At 39.4% G+C, this 15,265-nt stretch carries 16 protein-coding genes; 7 read left to right on the top strand and 9 right to left on the bottom strand.

All coding sequences use genetic code 11. From position 1 onward, the window contains the following. Positions 1-56 precede the first annotated feature (56 nt). On the bottom strand, positions 57-1,136 hold the full coding sequence (gene recF / locus KCTC52924_RS01190) for a DNA replication/repair protein RecF (RefSeq protein ID WP_251808585.1): 1,080 nt from the start codon (positions 1,134-1,136) through the stop codon (positions 57-59). 124 nt (positions 1,137-1,260) lie between these two features. Here recF and KCTC52924_RS01185 point away from each other — a divergent pair, with 124 nt between their 5' ends. From KCTC52924_RS01185 to KCTC52924_RS01155, 7 genes are all read left to right on the top strand, one after another. Further along, complete coding sequence (locus KCTC52924_RS01185) at positions 1,261-2,025, top strand: tetratricopeptide repeat protein (RefSeq protein ID WP_251808586.1); 765 nt, start codon at positions 1,261-1,263, stop codon at positions 2,023-2,025. A gap of 1 nt (position 2,026) precedes the next feature. Continuing rightward, entirely contained in the window at positions 2,027-2,509 is a 483-nt protein-coding gene (gene ribH, locus KCTC52924_RS01180) for a 6,7-dimethyl-8-ribityllumazine synthase (protein WP_251808587.1), read from the top strand. Positions 2,510-2,649: 140 nt separating this feature from the next. After that, positions 2,650-2,940, top strand: coding sequence for a riboflavin synthase subunit beta (locus tag KCTC52924_RS01175; RefSeq protein ID WP_251808588.1), 291 nt, complete (start codon positions 2,650-2,652; stop codon positions 2,938-2,940). Continuing rightward, entirely contained in the window at positions 2,940-4,790 is a 1,851-nt protein-coding gene (mutL, locus tag KCTC52924_RS01170) for a DNA mismatch repair endonuclease MutL (protein WP_251808589.1), read from the top strand. The genes KCTC52924_RS01175 and mutL overlap by 1 nt, the downstream gene beginning before the upstream one ends. After that, positions 4,791-5,537: a rhomboid family intramembrane serine protease gene (locus KCTC52924_RS01165; protein ID WP_251808590.1), complete on the top strand. Its 747-nt coding sequence runs from the start codon at positions 4,791-4,793 to the stop codon at positions 5,535-5,537. After that, on the top strand, positions 5,537-6,415 hold the full coding sequence (locus KCTC52924_RS01160; protein WP_251808791.1) for a rhomboid family intramembrane serine protease: 879 nt from the start codon (positions 5,537-5,539) through the stop codon (positions 6,413-6,415). Before KCTC52924_RS01165 ends, KCTC52924_RS01160 begins: the two co-directional genes overlap by 1 nt. Before the next feature lie 6 nt (positions 6,416-6,421). Beyond that, entirely contained in the window at positions 6,422-7,450 is a 1,029-nt protein-coding gene (locus KCTC52924_RS01155; protein ID WP_251808591.1) for an endonuclease/exonuclease/phosphatase family protein, read from the top strand. 187 nt (positions 7,451-7,637) lie between these two features. On the opposite strand, the gene KCTC52924_RS01150 is transcribed toward KCTC52924_RS01155, so the two are convergent. The 8 genes from KCTC52924_RS01150 to KCTC52924_RS01115 all read right to left on the bottom strand — a co-directional run bounded on the left by KCTC52924_RS01150 (position 7,638) and on the right by KCTC52924_RS01115 (position 15,137). After that, on the bottom strand, positions 7,638-8,951 hold the full coding sequence (locus KCTC52924_RS01150; protein WP_251808592.1) for a Gfo/Idh/MocA family protein: 1,314 nt from the start codon (positions 8,949-8,951) through the stop codon (positions 7,638-7,640). Positions 8,952-9,200: 249 nt separating this feature from the next. Continuing rightward, complete coding sequence (locus KCTC52924_RS01145) at positions 9,201-9,509, bottom strand: DUF6122 family protein (RefSeq protein ID WP_251808593.1); 309 nt, start codon at positions 9,507-9,509, stop codon at positions 9,201-9,203. Further along, positions 9,502-10,134: a WbqC family protein gene (locus KCTC52924_RS01140; protein ID WP_251808594.1), complete on the bottom strand. Its 633-nt coding sequence runs from the start codon at positions 10,132-10,134 to the stop codon at positions 9,502-9,504. The genes KCTC52924_RS01145 and KCTC52924_RS01140 overlap by 8 nt, the downstream gene beginning before the upstream one ends. A 150-nt stretch (positions 10,135-10,284) precedes the next feature. Continuing rightward, positions 10,285-12,018, bottom strand: a complete 1,734-nt coding sequence (gene lepB, locus KCTC52924_RS01135; protein ID WP_251808595.1) for a signal peptidase I — start codon at positions 12,016-12,018, stop codon at positions 10,285-10,287. Between the two features lie 83 nt (positions 12,019-12,101). Continuing rightward, on the bottom strand, positions 12,102-12,803 hold the full coding sequence (gene dapB / locus KCTC52924_RS01130) for a 4-hydroxy-tetrahydrodipicolinate reductase (RefSeq protein ID WP_251808596.1): 702 nt from the start codon (positions 12,801-12,803) through the stop codon (positions 12,102-12,104). A gap of 3 nt (positions 12,804-12,806) precedes the next feature. Beyond that, positions 12,807-13,445, bottom strand: a complete 639-nt coding sequence (locus KCTC52924_RS01125; protein WP_251808597.1) for a DUF5683 domain-containing protein — start codon at positions 13,443-13,445, stop codon at positions 12,807-12,809. Further along, positions 13,438-14,364: a ParB/RepB/Spo0J family partition protein gene (locus KCTC52924_RS01120; protein WP_251808598.1), complete on the bottom strand. Its 927-nt coding sequence runs from the start codon at positions 14,362-14,364 to the stop codon at positions 13,438-13,440. The genes KCTC52924_RS01125 and KCTC52924_RS01120 overlap by 8 nt, the downstream gene beginning before the upstream one ends. Continuing rightward, complete coding sequence (locus KCTC52924_RS01115) at positions 14,364-15,137, bottom strand: ParA family protein (RefSeq protein ID WP_251808599.1); 774 nt, start codon at positions 15,135-15,137, stop codon at positions 14,364-14,366. Before KCTC52924_RS01115 ends, KCTC52924_RS01120 begins: the two co-directional genes overlap by 1 nt. Positions 15,138-15,265 lie beyond the last annotated feature (128 nt).

The raw sequence follows: 15,265 nt of genomic DNA, 5'->3' as shown, positions 1-15,265 counted from the left end.
TGCTTACCTATCTTTATTGGTTTTTACAACCAGGAACCTGTTATGCTCATTGCGTATTATAATTTAAATATTTTATAGGACTGATGTGTGTTTTTAACTGCATTCTCGGTTCTATCGGCATGGGTGTCACTTAGAAATATCTGTCCAAAATTATCCTCGTCCACTAGACGAATAATATGTGCTACCCTGTTCTCGTCCAGTTTGTCAAAAATATCGTCCAATAACAATAATGGAGTAGTGCCAGCCTGCTTTTTTATAAAATAAAACTGGGCTAATTTTAAGGCGATCAAAAAGGATTTTTGCTGTCCCTGGCTCCCGAATTTTTTTATGGGATGGCCATCTATAACAAACATCAGGTCGTCTTTATGAGTCCCTGTACTGGTGTATTGCAGCGCTCTGTCCTTCTCTAAACTTTCCTCTAATAAAGTTACTAGATTATCCTCTAACAACCTGCTTTGATATGTTAAATCTACGGGTTCCTTACCTCCGGAAATTACGAGATATTGTTCCTTGAAAATGGGGATAAAGGACTCTAAAAACAGCAGTCTTTTATTAAATATTTCTTGGCCATACTGTTGGAGTTGTTCGTTGTATATGCCCAAGGTGGTCTTGTCAAAAGTGTGGTTAACCGAAAAGTATTTTAACAAGGAATTTCGTTGTGCTAGAACCTTGTTGTATTTAATTAAATTTTGGAGATAATTTTTGTCCGATTGTGATATTACCCCGTCCATAAACTTACGTCTGGTTTCACTTCCTTCAATAATGAGGTCTCGGTCTGCCGGAGAGATGATAACCAAAGGGATAAATCCAATATGGTCCGAGAATTTATCGTACACCTTGGCATTGCGTTTAATTACTTTTTTCATGCCTCTTTTAAGGCTGCATAATATTTTTTCTTCCCTTTGTTCCTTTTGAAATTCACCTTCGATCACAAAAAAATCGGCTTCGTGTTTTATATTCTGCGTTGCAATAGGATTAAAATAGCTTTTTCCAAAGGAAAGATGGTAAATAGCATCGAGGACATTGGTTTTTCCAACCCCGTTATCACCCACAAAACAATTGATCTTTGTGTCAAAGTCAAAGTCTTGAGAGGCAAAGTTTTTATAATTTATAAGCGATAATTTCTTTAGAAACATTCTGCGAAGTAAAAATTTTATTTTCCAATAGTCAAGCAAACTGCAAAATATCGAAAATTAACCATAAATACAGCGCGGGTTTTGGATAAAATCTATATTTTTGCGCGACTAATAAAAATCTATAATGGCAACTTACAAGAAAAGAGGTTTTAAACCGAAAAATAAAGAGGAGGAGAATCTGTTGGATAAGCAGGAGAGTACCACTGCTGAAGTATTTAGTTCTTTGGATGAAGGGGCCTCGAAATCCGAGGAATGGGTTTCTAGGAACCAGAATTATATCCTTGGAGTGATTGGTGTAATTGCTGTTAGCGTATTGGGATATATGGCTTATTATCAGTTTGTGGAAAAGCCGAATGCAGAAAGTGCCGCCAATGAGATGATGTATCCCCAACAATATTTTGACCAAGCCCTTTACGCAACTGCGGAAAAGGATTCTTTATTTACATTGGCCTTGAACGGTGCTGAGGGTAAATTTGGATTTTTGGATATTATTGATGAATACAACGGAACTCCGGCCGCAAATTTAGCCAAGTATTCTGCAGGGATGGCATACTTGAACATGCAAAAGTATGACGAGGCTATTAAGTATTTAGAAGGATTTTCTACCAAGGATATCATTTTAGGTGCCGTTGCCAAAGGGGGTATCGGTGATGCTTTCTTACAATTGAACCAACCAGAAGACGCTTTGGGGTACTACGAAAAAGCAGTGTCGCACAGTACCAACGAATATACTACGCCTAAATTTTTGTACAAAGCAGGAGTTACAGCGATGGAATTGAATAAAAAAGACAAAGCGCTTAAATATTTCCAAAGAATTAAGGACGAATTCTCCTCTTCTGAAGAAGCTAAGACAATAGATGCCTTTATAGGCAAGGCAAAAAGTATTTAATATGGCAACTGTTAATAAAAATTTATCGGTTTATGATAAAGCTACAATCCCAAATGCGAAAGATTTTCGATTTGGGATTGTCGTTTCAGAATGGAACGATACCATTACGGAAGGACTTTATCAAGGGGCTATTGAGACATTGTTAGACTGTGGGGCCAAAGAAGAGAATGTTATTCGATGGAACGTTCCTGGAAGTTTTGAACTTACCTATGGTGCAAAGAAAATGATCAATACCCAAAAGGTAGATGCCGTAATCGCCATTGGTAGTGTTATAAAAGGGGAAACCATGCATTTCGAATTTGTCTGTGAGGCCACAGCTCAGGGAATTATGGATTTGAACGTTGGCACCGATACGCCTGTTATTTTCTGTGTTCTAACAGATAATACTATGGATCAGGCTATTGCCCGTAGTGGTGGTGAGCATGGAAATAAAGGTACGGAAGCTGCTATTGCTGCAATTAAGATGGTTCATCTGGGGAGATAATTACTTCCAATTCTTTTTTTTATTCCAAATAACAGGTGGGTACGTGTGGAAAGCTGGCATAACCCTAAATGTTAACATTTTTTAGCAACTGTAATACGGCATATTTTTCGATTTTGAGTAACTTTGAGATAACTATGGCTATGGGAAAGTTTTCAAGATTACGTAAAAATAAAAAGTTCGGGTATTCACCGCGTTATTATAACGATAAAGGTGAGGGGAATCCCTATAAAATTGAACATAAATTGGACAAATTTAGACCTACCATGGACGGCCGTTCTGGTCTTAAAGGTAAATTTTCCAGAGCTATAGGAGATTTTAAGCGTTCGGGTAATCGAAGTCAGACCATTAGATTGGTTGTTATCATAGCTATCTTAGTACTTATATTTCTCTACATTATAGATTTCGATCTATCCATTTTTATTTCTAAATAATGGCAGATATTATTCAGCTTTTGCCAGATCATGTAGCTAACCAAATTGCTGCAGGGGAAGTGGTGCAACGTCCAGCCTCCGTTGTTAAGGAATTAATGGAAAATGCTATAGATGCAGGTGGATCTACCGTTAAATTAATAGTGAAAGACGGGGGAAAGACCCTGATCCAAGTTATAGATGACGGTGTGGGCATGAGCGCTACCGATGCGCGACTCAGTTTTGAGCGGCATGCTACCTCCAAAATAAGGAAGGCCGAAGATCTATTTAATCTTAATACCAATGGTTTTAGGGGGGAGGCGTTGGCATCCATAGCGGCAATTGCCCATGTGGAAATGCAGACCAGAACTGAACAGGATGAGGTGGCTTCCCATATTAGGATAGAAGGGAGTAAAATAATTTTTCAGGAAGTTGCGGTAGGTCCCAAAGGAACCTCTATGATGGTTAAAAATTTATTTTTTAATATTCCCGCTAGACGCAATTTTTTAAAATCTACCCAAGTAGAGCTACGGCATATCATAGACGAGTTTCAACGTGTGGCACTAGCCCACCCGTCTATTGCCTTTCATCTGTACAATAATGGGAGTGAAATATTTAACCTGCCCAGCTCTAACATACGGCAGCGTATTGTAAATATATTTGGTGGCAAAACCAACGAAAAGTTGGTCCCCGTGCAAGAGGAAACTCAAGTTGTGACTATCAGCGGATTTATTAGTAAGCCAGAATTCGCGAAAAAGAGTAGGGGGGAGCAGTTCTTCTTTGTCAACAATAGATTCATAAGGAGTCCCTACCTGCATCACGCCATTGTGGCGGCTTTTGATGGCCTAATTAAAAAGGAGAGTCATCCAGGGTATTTTCTATATCTTACTGTAGATCCCGCTTCCATCGATATTAATATTCACCCTACCAAAACCGAGATAAAATTTGATGATGAACACACCTTATATGCTATTTTACGGTCTACCGTGAAACATAGTCTAGGGCAGTTCAACGTAATTCCGGCCTTGGATTTTGAGCAGGATCAAAATTTAGAAACCCCTTATGATTACAAAAACAAATCGGCACATCAACCAGGGGTGATCGTAGATGCTGGATTTAATCCCTTTAAGGAAGAAAATTGGACCACGGGAGGAAGGCCTAATTTTCAGAAACAATCTACAAAGGGGTGGGAATCGCTTTATGTGGGAATGGAATCTCAAGGGAATAAAAATCACGAGTTCAGCAGTGTTAGTTTCGAATCCGATACTATAACTGGCTCTATCTTTGACGATAGTAAAATTGGCGTGGATAGCGTTACTACTACCTTTCAGTTAAGGCGAAAATATATTGTTGCCACCATAAAATCTGGAATGGTAGTCATAGATCAAAGTAGGGCCCATCAACGGGTGCTCTATGAAAAATTCCTAAAGAACATTACCGTTAAGGGGGCAATTAGCCAACAACTACTATTTCCATTATCTTTGACCTTTTCCAAATCGGACCGTGCCATTATCGTAGAAATTCAGGAGAATTTGACCACTATTGGTTTTGTGTTTGAGGCTATCGGTGAGGAAGAGATTACGATTACTGGGGTTCCATTATCGGTGCCCGAAAGTGGCGTGAGCATGATTCTGGAGCAGCTGATTTCGGACTATCAACAAGATTTTGTGGTAGACGGATTTTCTCAGACCGATGTGCTGTCTAAAACATTGGCTAAATCCTTGGCTGTAAAGACTGGGGAAATGCTAGACAGTGAGTCGCAATTGGCTTTGGTAAACGATTTGTTTGCGTGTAAGGAGTCTCAATTAAGTCCTTTTAATAAATCAATATACGTCACCATTACCGAGAGCGATATTGATAAAAAATTTATGTAGATGGGTAGAATTACTGACGCAGTAAAGCATTTGATCATTATTAATGTGCTATTTTTCGTAGCCACACAGGTTTATGGGGACCAAATGTACCAATGGTTTTCTCTTTGGTTTCCCAAGAATGAAAATTTTGCTATTTGGCAGGTGGTGTCTCATATGTTTATGCATGGCGGGTTTATGCATATCTTATTTAATATGTACGCCCTATGGGCATTTGGCTCCCCATTGGAACGAATGTGGGGGCGGAACAAATTTTTCTTTTTCTATTTTTCAGCTGGCCTTGGTGCGGCTTTGATCCATACTGGAGTTAATTATTATTATTTCAATCAGGGTTTGGATGCCTTAGTCAATACAGGAATTCCCAAAGAACAAATAATGGAAATAATTACCAGTGGAAAATACAGCCCCAATTGGTACAATATAGCTCCAAAGGATACTATAGATAGTTTTTTAAGCGCAATTAATACCCCAGCAGTGGGAGCTTCTGGAGCAATTTACGGGGTATTGGTGGCTTTTGGGATGTCTTATCCCAACAGTGAGCTTTTCTTGATGTTTATACCGGTCCCGGTAAAGGCAAAGTACTTTATTCCTGTGCTGATTGGCCTCGATTTGTTTTCGGGAGTTACCGGGTATTCTATTTTTGGAAACGGAATTGCACATTTTGCTCATGTGGGCGGGGCTTTATTTGGATTCTTGATGATGTGGTATTGGAAAAAAAATCAGTTTAACAGCAACCGATGGGATCGATAATGGGTAATAAAAATATTACATATTTGTACAGTAGGTTAAACATTGCCGAAAAGCTGATTGTATTTAATGTTGCGATATTTATTATTGTGGGACTGATCAATGTGCTGTTCGGACTGGCTAATAATGCTGGTATAGCACGTTGGTTCGAATTGCCTAAGGACTTTTTCGATTTCCTTTCCCAGCCGTGGTCCTTGGTTACATACTCCTTTTTCCATTCCGGTTTCGGGCATATTTTCTGGAACATGATTATGCTTTATTTTTCCGGTAAGATTTTTCTAAACCTCTTTGACATGAAAAGGTTTATAAATGTTTATTTTTTAGGGGTTATCCTTGGAGGATTGATCTTTTTATTGAGCTACAATATTTTTCCTGCGCTAATTGGTCAAAACACTTCTTTAATTGGCGCCTCCGCCGGTGTTACCGCCGTATTGATATTTATTTGTACTTATTTGCCGAACCAAGAGGTGCGCGTTATATTTTTCAATGTTAAACTATGGCATATTGGCGTATTGGTGGTGTTGTTAGATTTGGTGCAGATTTCCCTAGGCCAAAATATTGGAGGGCATATGGCCCACTTGGGAGGTGCCCTCCTGGGTTATTATTACGCTACGCAGCTCCCAAAAGGAAATGATATAGGAAGCTGGTTTTCCGGATTTCTAAACAGCATATCAAATATGTTTAAAGGAAAAGAAAAGAAAGCGTCCATGAAGACCGTATATAAAAAGGAAGGTGCTGGTGGTGGGAAAACAGTGAACTATGATAAAGAAAGCCGTCAGCGAAAAATTGATGCCATTTTGGATAAAATTAGTAAGTCGGGTTACGAAAGTCTTTCTAAGACCGAAAAGGATTTTTTGTTCAAGGCGGGTAAGGAAGATTAGGTAAATATGCGGTATTTAATCAATAAGTTAGTATTTCTTGTCAATGGACTTTTTGCCTTCTTACTAGCCATGTCTTGCTTTGTACCCCAAATTCCAGTAACGCATTTCCCCTTTCTTTCTATATTATCCCTTATGGTACCTTTGTTGGTGCTTACTAACGTTATCTTCTTTTGTTATTGGTTGCTTCTAGGGAGTCGTAATTTATGGATGTCCGCTATTGTTTTGGGTATTGGCTATCTCGTTATGGGTACATTTTTTAGGTTTCAACCGTCCGAAGAGCCAATTAGCAAGGGCGAGATTAGTATTATGAGTTTTAATGCCCGTGGATTTAATCGTTCGGGAATGATAAGTGATAAGACGATAAGTACACAAATAGTAGCTCTTGTAAAAGCTGAGGACCCAGATATAGTCTGTTTTCAAGAGTTTGATTATACAAAAAAGAAGAGTGCGGATTTTAATGCTTATAAGTATAGCTTTATTGATTATGAATATGGGCATAAAAAAGTGGTTCTTGCCATTTACTCCAAATTTCCAATTCTTAATAATGGATCTCTAGATTTTCCCGAAAGTGCAAACAGCGCTATTTATGCCGATGTAGTCACCCAAAAGGATACGGTTCGTGTTTATAACCTCCACTTGGAATCGCATAAGGTAATCCCCAGTGTAAGAAGACTAAGTGATGAGCCAAAGGCCCGACTTTACAAGCGAATGAGTAGGTCCTTTGCAAAACAGCAGGAACAAGCTGCAATTTTTAACGCACACCGAAATGCTACTCCCTATAAGAAAATTGTCTCTGGCGATTTTAATAATACCCAGTTTTCCAATGTCTACCAAGTTATTAAAGATGATATGCAGGATTCCTTTTTGGAACAAGGGTCTGGTTATGGTCGGACTTATAACTTCAAATACTATCCCGTTAGAATAGATTTTATCTTTTTGGACAAGGCTTTTGAAGTTAAAGCGCACAAAAATTTTGATGTAAAATTGTCAGATCATTTTCCCTTAATGGCCTCTTTCAATATTGGTGCTCAATAGTTCTAATTGGTAAGAAACCCCCATATTAACTTTTATTCAACCCCTTGGGTTAGGTTAAAATAATTTCTTGGTCCTTTGCTATGCCAGGGTTACTCATGGGGGTAGTACTAGGATCTAATAGTTTATAAATTGGATCTCAGCTCCTTCAGATTCCATACTGTTGTTTCTTTTTTTATTTATGATTGATTTAAATAAATTTTGTTTTACCAGGAATGGCCACTGGAGAAGTGGGCCATACTAGATCCCAATTGTATTCGTCTATTTTGGGCCCCAAAGACTCTTTGGAATTAAAGACTTGCTCCCAAGTTAGGGTTTGTCCAGTGTAGGCTACCATACGAGCCCAGATTGCCAGCATAGTACTCTTGGCCATCCATTCTCCGTCGTTCATGGGTTTGCCATTTCTGATTGACGCAAATAGTTCATCGTGCTCGGTTTGGAACATATTGTTCCTTTCCCCATCGTAGGTATAGCTGTTCTTACCGGTTATTTCATATCGACGTCCAATATGGGTAATGGAAGAACCTTCACTGCCATGGACTTCCACGCTATTTTTGTGGGAAGTATCGCTTTGTTGTCTTGTGAAATGGTATCCTTTTGCCCCGTTTTCATATTCGAATTCCACCGCAAAATGGTCGTAAATATTTCCATACTTCTTGTCCACTCGCACCTGTCTTCCTCCGGTTCCAGTGGCACTTATCGGCATTTTATCACCCATCACCCAAGACATCATATCCAAGCTATGTACCGCTTGTTCTACAATAAAATCGCCCGATAACCAATTGTAATAGTACCAGTTCCGCATATTATAGGTCATGTCTGTCCAATCTGGTTGCCGTTCTTTATACCAAGCTTCTCCGCCATGGCGAAAAGTGGTAACGGTCTTTATATCCCCAATTTGACCATCTAACACTCGTTCAAAGATAGCTCTGTTAGGGTAATCGTAGCGAAAACAGAAGCCTGAGACTAAGGATAGACCTTTCTCTTTTGCTTTTTTGGCCGCAGCCAATACTTTGTGTATTCCTGGGGCATCTACCGCTACAGGTTTCTCACAAAATACATGTTTTCCTGCATCAATAGCGGCAGTGAGATGGTCTGGTCTAAATGCTGGAGGAGTGGTTAGTATTACTACGTCTACCCCCGAATCAATTACTTTTTGGTAGGCGTCAAATCCAATGAATTTGTTTTTCTGATCTACCTTTATCTTATTTCCAGACACTTTCAATAGTTCGGTATGGGCCAAATTCAATCGGTCTTCAAAAACATCCCCCATGGCGTAGAGAATTACGTTGGGATCGGCTTCTAAAGCTTGGGCAGCTGCACCAGTACCACGACCTCCACAGCCAATTAATCCTACTTTTATGGTAGAGTCCATAAACGGATTGATGGCTCCAAAAGATAAAGCTGGGTACGCTAGAGATCCCCCGATTAAGGTGATGCCAGATTTTTTGATGAATTCCCTTCTTCCCGAGGAAAGGGATTTAAAGGTCTTATTATTTCCCATAGGATTTTTTAAGTTTGTGTTATTGTTTCCAAATCAAGAGTACAAATTAGTAATAATATTTTATAAAACGGAATCAATTACGTTTTTTACCATTTGCTTTTGCTCTGGGAGGTTAAATAAACTTCTCGTGTTCAACTATCTTCCCTCCCGTTAGGAGTTTGGAGCGATTCTTAAGAGGAACTTATATCTAGGTGATAAATTTCGATTTAAAAAAACCTATTGGTTTTGCTATAGGGATCCATTCTGTTTTTACATAAGTAGGCAGTCCGTAAAATCCGCTACAATATGTATTACGAGCGCAAGGCCAAATATTCTGGTCCTTTGGGGAATCAACATCAGGAAATAGATGGCAATGGCCCAATAGGTGTGTAATGGGTGAAAGTTTATGCTACAGCGATTTGGATCGAACAAGGGATCTGCCCATAAATGGTCTAGATCAATGCTAATACCGGCCAGAAGAATTAGTATGGCCTTCCATCTGTATTCCTTATAAAATAGTAGGCCAACAAGGATGGGAACTAGAAAATGTATTCCATAATGAAGGCACCATCTAAGCATGGGAAAAATGTAATTTTAAATTTTTAAGATAGGAAAGGGTATTGGTACCCTCATTGAACAGGAGGTCCAATATACTGAGATTGGCAATAAAGGGATTTCTATCACTGAAAACCTGAACATAATCTGGTTGGTGAAAGTGAAGTTCCGATTTTGAATTTATTAAATGACGTCCGTCCATTTTATCGGTTGCTTTGGATTGGTATGCTTCGGTCCTTTCCGTGGGCATGGTTATTTGTAAGCAATCACAAATGGTTTCAATAGTCTTTAGGTTAAACTCCATTAGCGATGTGAAGGTGCCTTTGTACAATGGGGCTATGTCATCTTCGTAAAATTCGAAGAAGGGGGAAGTCCGGTAGGCTGTTTGTAAGGTACGCCAATGTTGGCGTTGCCACTTGTAGTCGTTGTCTATTACTACATCTGAGAAGGTTTGTTTTTTATTTTCACCTCCGATATGTTTTATAGGAATGTTTAACATATGCCTTCCTAAATCGGTGCAGATATAGCATCGGTTCCGAAAAGTTTGCTTTTGATAATTATCTTTAACCTCCCAACAAATTTCATTCTGGGCAAGAGCCGCGAAATTGGCTATATTCGGAAAATAACCGGGATGAAGAAGCAATTGCATTGTTTAATTTTTTAAGGTACTAATGTAACAATGAATCAAATATCTTAAGTAAAAATAGGTGATGGGTTAATGTTAGAGTTCGTTATTAATGCTTTTTGTAACACTAAGCCTTAGATGGAAATTTCACTTAAGGCTTAGAGTTACAGTAGACTATTTTTTGTCCGTTTTCTTCCTTTTTCTAAAATAATCAAATGCAAACCATCCGGCAAGTGCAATCAGGAAGTACTTAAAGTAAGAAGTAGGTTCCCCTTCTCCGTTGACCGTAGTGAAAACTCTATCCCATCTAATTTTCCAGTTGCTCATTCCATCGTTTATACCATCAATACTCATCCAAATAAATATGGGTGTGCCCACTACGTGGTCTTCAGGTACATAACCCCAGAACCTACTGTCTTCTGACCGGTGCCTATTGTCGCCCATCATCCAATAATAATCCTGCTTAAAGGTGTAGGTGTCTGCAATTTTTCCGTTGATCAAAATTTGATTTCCGTTCACTTTTAGCGTGTTCCCTTCATATTCCTCAATTATTTTTTCATAGATAGGCAGTACATCAAGGTTCAGTGCTACTGTTTTTCCTTCTTCAGGGATATAGATCGCATCCATATTGTCTACAGTGCCTGGGTGAGCTGCATTTTGAGGGAAAACCGAGCTGTCCTTATTGGTATAGGCAAATTTTTGGATGGAAGTAATGCCTTCTTTTCCAGTAAAATTTTTAGCTTCCTCCTCCGTTAGATTGAAGAGAGCCATGTTGTTCATATCTTCAGACTTTAAATATTCCTTAACCCTTGTATTACTTATGTTTCCAGAATAATACGTGTAGGAAGAGTCGGTCTTTATTACCTCCATATGCATTGCGGTGATTACTTCCTTCGCCCGATCTTGTTGTAAGGAGCTGTTTGGTACACGTACCACGTTGCCGGAAATATTCTGTCTTCCCAAAAGTTCAATTGCAGCATTGGAAAACTGTCCGTCTACAGTTACGGTTTGTAGAAACTGAGGTTTTGCTCTATAGGGCAATACTGTTTTCTGACCGTTAATATATACATAACCGTCTACTATGGAGAGGGAATCCCCTGGTATGCCCACAGCACGTTTTACGTAATTCGATTTTTTGTCGATGGGCTTACGGACTCCCGCTTGCCTTTTGAAAAATTGGTACACCGTATCGGCTGGCCAGCTGAACACTACAATTTCGTTGCGTTTTATTTTTTTAAAGCCAGGAAGGCGCATATAGGGAAGCTGTAGCTTGTTCCATATAGAAGTTCTATATGTTGCCGGATCTACATCGGCAACATAAGACCTCGTTTTTAAAATTGGAAGGGTGTCGTGCACCATAGGAGCAGCTATGGTAGTCATTGGTACCCTTGCCCCATAATGGAACTTACTTACAAAAAGGAAATCTCCTACAAGCAGGGTTTTTTCCAAAGAGCTGGTAGGAATAACAAAGGGTTGTATTACATAAGTATGTACCAAAGTGGCGGCCACAATAGCAAATACAATGGAGCTTACCCACTCTCCTAAGGCAGTTCTTGGATGTAACTCCCTATCTTCAACATAGTTTACCGCTACAAAATAGTTAATATAGTAGATATATAGCCCCAAGGTGAGAATGGCCAACCAAGTGTCCAATAGGCTGTTTTTTCCAAAACTCCGCAGGGTTTCTACCCATACCACGGGAAACATCAATAAATTAATGATGGGGATAAACAGTAAAATCACCCACCATTTCGGCCTATTGATAATCTTCATGAGTACTATGGCATTATATACTGGGATTGCTGCTTCCCAAGATTTTCTACCCGCCTTTACGTATAATTTCCATGTTCCCAGGAAATGTATTAGCTGAATAACCAAAATAAAAATAATCCACTGTGTACCGTTCATATCCGTTCTTGTTAGTTTAGGATTGCTGTTTATAGTTAACAATCAATCTGTAAGTCTGTATTAATTGTTGGGCGTTACGTTCCTTAACTTAGGTTTAACACGTCTTTCATGGAGAATACTCCGTTTTTACCCAGAATCCATTCTGCTGCTACTACTGCTCCTAGGGCAAATCCTTCTCGATTATGGGCGGTGTGAATAATTTCTATGCCGTCTACCTCACTGTTGTAAGATACGGTATGGGTTCCTGGGGTATCGGCAATTCGTTTGGCTGTGATCGGGATTTCGTTGGCTTTTGCAGTGTCCAATTTCCAATCGGAATAGTCAGTCTCTTTAATGATGCCTTCTGCCAAGGTAATGGCCGTTCCGCTAGGGGCGTCCAATTTTTGGGTATGATGGATCTCCTCCATGCTGACCTGATATTGTTTTAGATTGCCCATCATTTTAGCTAGATAGGAATTAAGTTCAAAGAATAGATTTACTCCTAGGCTAAAATTGGAAGCGTATATAAAGGCGCCATTATTTTCTTTGCAAATCTGTACGGCATTATCATAATCCTTTAGCCAACCAGTGGTACCGCAGATTACAGGGATGTTGTTCTCCATACATTGTTTAATGTTGTCGAAGGCGGCACTGGGCATACTGAAATCTATGGCTACATCTATATCCGAAAAGTTTATTTCGGTAGTGTCCAAGTCAATTTTCGCTACTATTTTATGGTTTCTGTTAAGGGCGATCTGCTCGATCATTTTTCCCATCTTACCATATCCGAACAAGGCTATGTTCATTGATTAAAATTTAATGGTTAATGCCAATCCATAGACCGGATTAGCGGTAATTGCGTCAGTATTTAAGTATGGTTTTACCTTCATGCTTAAATCATCATCTACGTTGAATTGTTTTAAATGGGCGTCTACGTTGGCATCCACAATATTTAGGGCATACATGGCAATGGTAACTAAGAGCCAAAGGTCTCTGTCCCGCTGGTACCTTTCCTGTGCATTTTCCAAAGCCTGATTGGAGAAATCTGGAGGGGCTCCCGGGGCATTTGGCGCGCCAAGATCGTAGAACTCGTCATCGGTGTAACCTGCTTGCCTGCGTTTAAAAGCGGTCCGGAATCTGTCGTATAGCCCGTCATTGTATGTATAGGCATATATTCCTGTTCCTATCACCGCATAGACAATAGGGGCTTTCCAATAGCGCTTGTTATAGATTTGACCGAGGCCGGGGAAAACGGCAGAATAGAATGCAGCTTTACTAGGAGCCAACGGATTGATAGCCTTTTTTTTGATCTTTAACGTGTCTATCACTGTTATCCCCTGTTCCTTTAGGGCCACCTGTACAGAATCGGATGCTTGTTCCCCCTCTTGAGCAGTCCCAAAAGTTAAAACAAGAAAAAAGACGACTAACGATAGAAAACATTTATTCACCCGTAATCAATTTTTTTAATCGATTGAATTCTTCCTGGGAATGAAAGGGGATGGTTATTTTGCCTTTCCCTTTTTCAGATGCTTTAATATCTACCTTCACGGCTAAATAATCTGAAAATTTACCTAGGTTTTTGGTTATAAATTCTGGGTTGGTCTTAGATGTATTTTTATTTTTTGATTCGGGAGAGGAATTTTGGTTTGGGTTGGACTTCGCTTCTTGGTAGTCCTTTACCGCCTTCTCGGTATCCCTTACAGAAAGATTTTCGCCAACGATTTTTTCATATAAAGCAATTTGGTCTTGCTTTTCTACCACATTAACCAAAGCTCTTCCGTGGCCCATGCTCACGAAACCATCTCTAATTCCAGTCTGAATAATGGGGTCTAAACGTAATAATCGCAGATAGTTGGTAATAGTAGATCGCTTTTTTCCTACCCTTTCGCTCATCTTTTCTTGGGTCAATTGAATTTCATCAATCAACCGTTGATAAGAAATGGCAATTTCTATCGGGTCCAGATCCTGACGCTGAATATTTTCAACCAAGGCCATTTCTAGAGACTCTTGGTCATTGGCAATACGGATATAGGCGGGAATGGTCTCTAGTCCAATTAATTTGGAGGCTCTAAATCGTCGTTCCCCAGAAACCAATTGGTATTGGTTAAAATCCAACTTTCTAACGGTAATAGGCTGTATAACACCCAATTCCCTGATAGAGGAAGCAAGTTCATGCAAGGCTTCATCGTTAAAATTGGAACGGGGTTGAAATGGGTTTACCTCTATGGCACTCAGTTCCAATTCCACAATATTACCCACCACCTTATCAGCATTCTTATCGGTAGCCGATTGAATGTCGTTGTTGGGATCTTTTAATAAGGCCGATAATCCGCGGCCCAACGCTTGTTTTTTTGTCGCTTTCGCCATTATGCTATTTCCTTGTTTTTCATAACTACTTCATGGGCCAAATTTAAATAATTGGCTGCTCCTGTACTACTAGCATCATATTTAATAATGCTTTCGCCATAACTTGGTGCTTCGCTTAATCTAACATTTCTTTGAATGATGGTATTAAATACCATCTCAGAAAAATGTTTTTTAACTTCTTCCACTACCTGATTGGACAGGCGTAGCCTGGAATCGTACATAGTGAGTACCATACCTTCTATATCCAGATCGGGATTGTGTATTTTTTGAACGCTTTTTATAGTATTCAATAATTTCCCCAAACCTTCCAGTGCAAAATATTCGCATTGAATAGGAATCATTACTGAATCTGCTGCAGTTAGGGCATTTAATGTTAATAGTCCCAGGGAGGGAGCGCAATCGATAAGAATATAATCGTAATCCTCCTTGAGGTCACGGATAGCTTTCTTCATCATATATTCCCGATCTTCTTTGTCCACCAATTCTATTTCGATGGCTACCAAGTCGATATGTGAGGGAATCAGGTCTACATTAGGGGAGGTTGTGGCTACTATGGTTTCCTTGGCAGTTTTGGTGTGTTCCAATAATTGATAGGTGCCCATTTCTATGTTATCAACGTCCAAACCTAATCCCGAAGTAGCGTTTGCTTGGGGGTCGGCATCAATTAACAAGACTTTTTTTTCCAAAACACCCAATGCGGCAGCTAAATTTACCGAAGTGGTAGTTTTTCCTACGCCACCTTTTTGATTTGCAATAGCAATTATTTTGCCCATTATCATAGTAAGTTAGTGGGTAAAAATACGATTATTTAACTTGTTATAAAATGTATTTTGTTAACAGCAAGTGAAAAACCCTTTGGTCAGGGGTTTGTAAGTGCTAACAAGTGCAGCTATATAGTGGC

The sequence above is a fragment of the Arenibacter antarcticus genome (assembly GCF_041320605.1).
Taxonomy (GTDB): Bacteria; Bacteroidota; Bacteroidia; order Flavobacteriales; family Flavobacteriaceae; genus Arenibacter; species Arenibacter antarcticus.
This window is presented reverse-complemented; position numbering and strand designations above follow the sequence as displayed.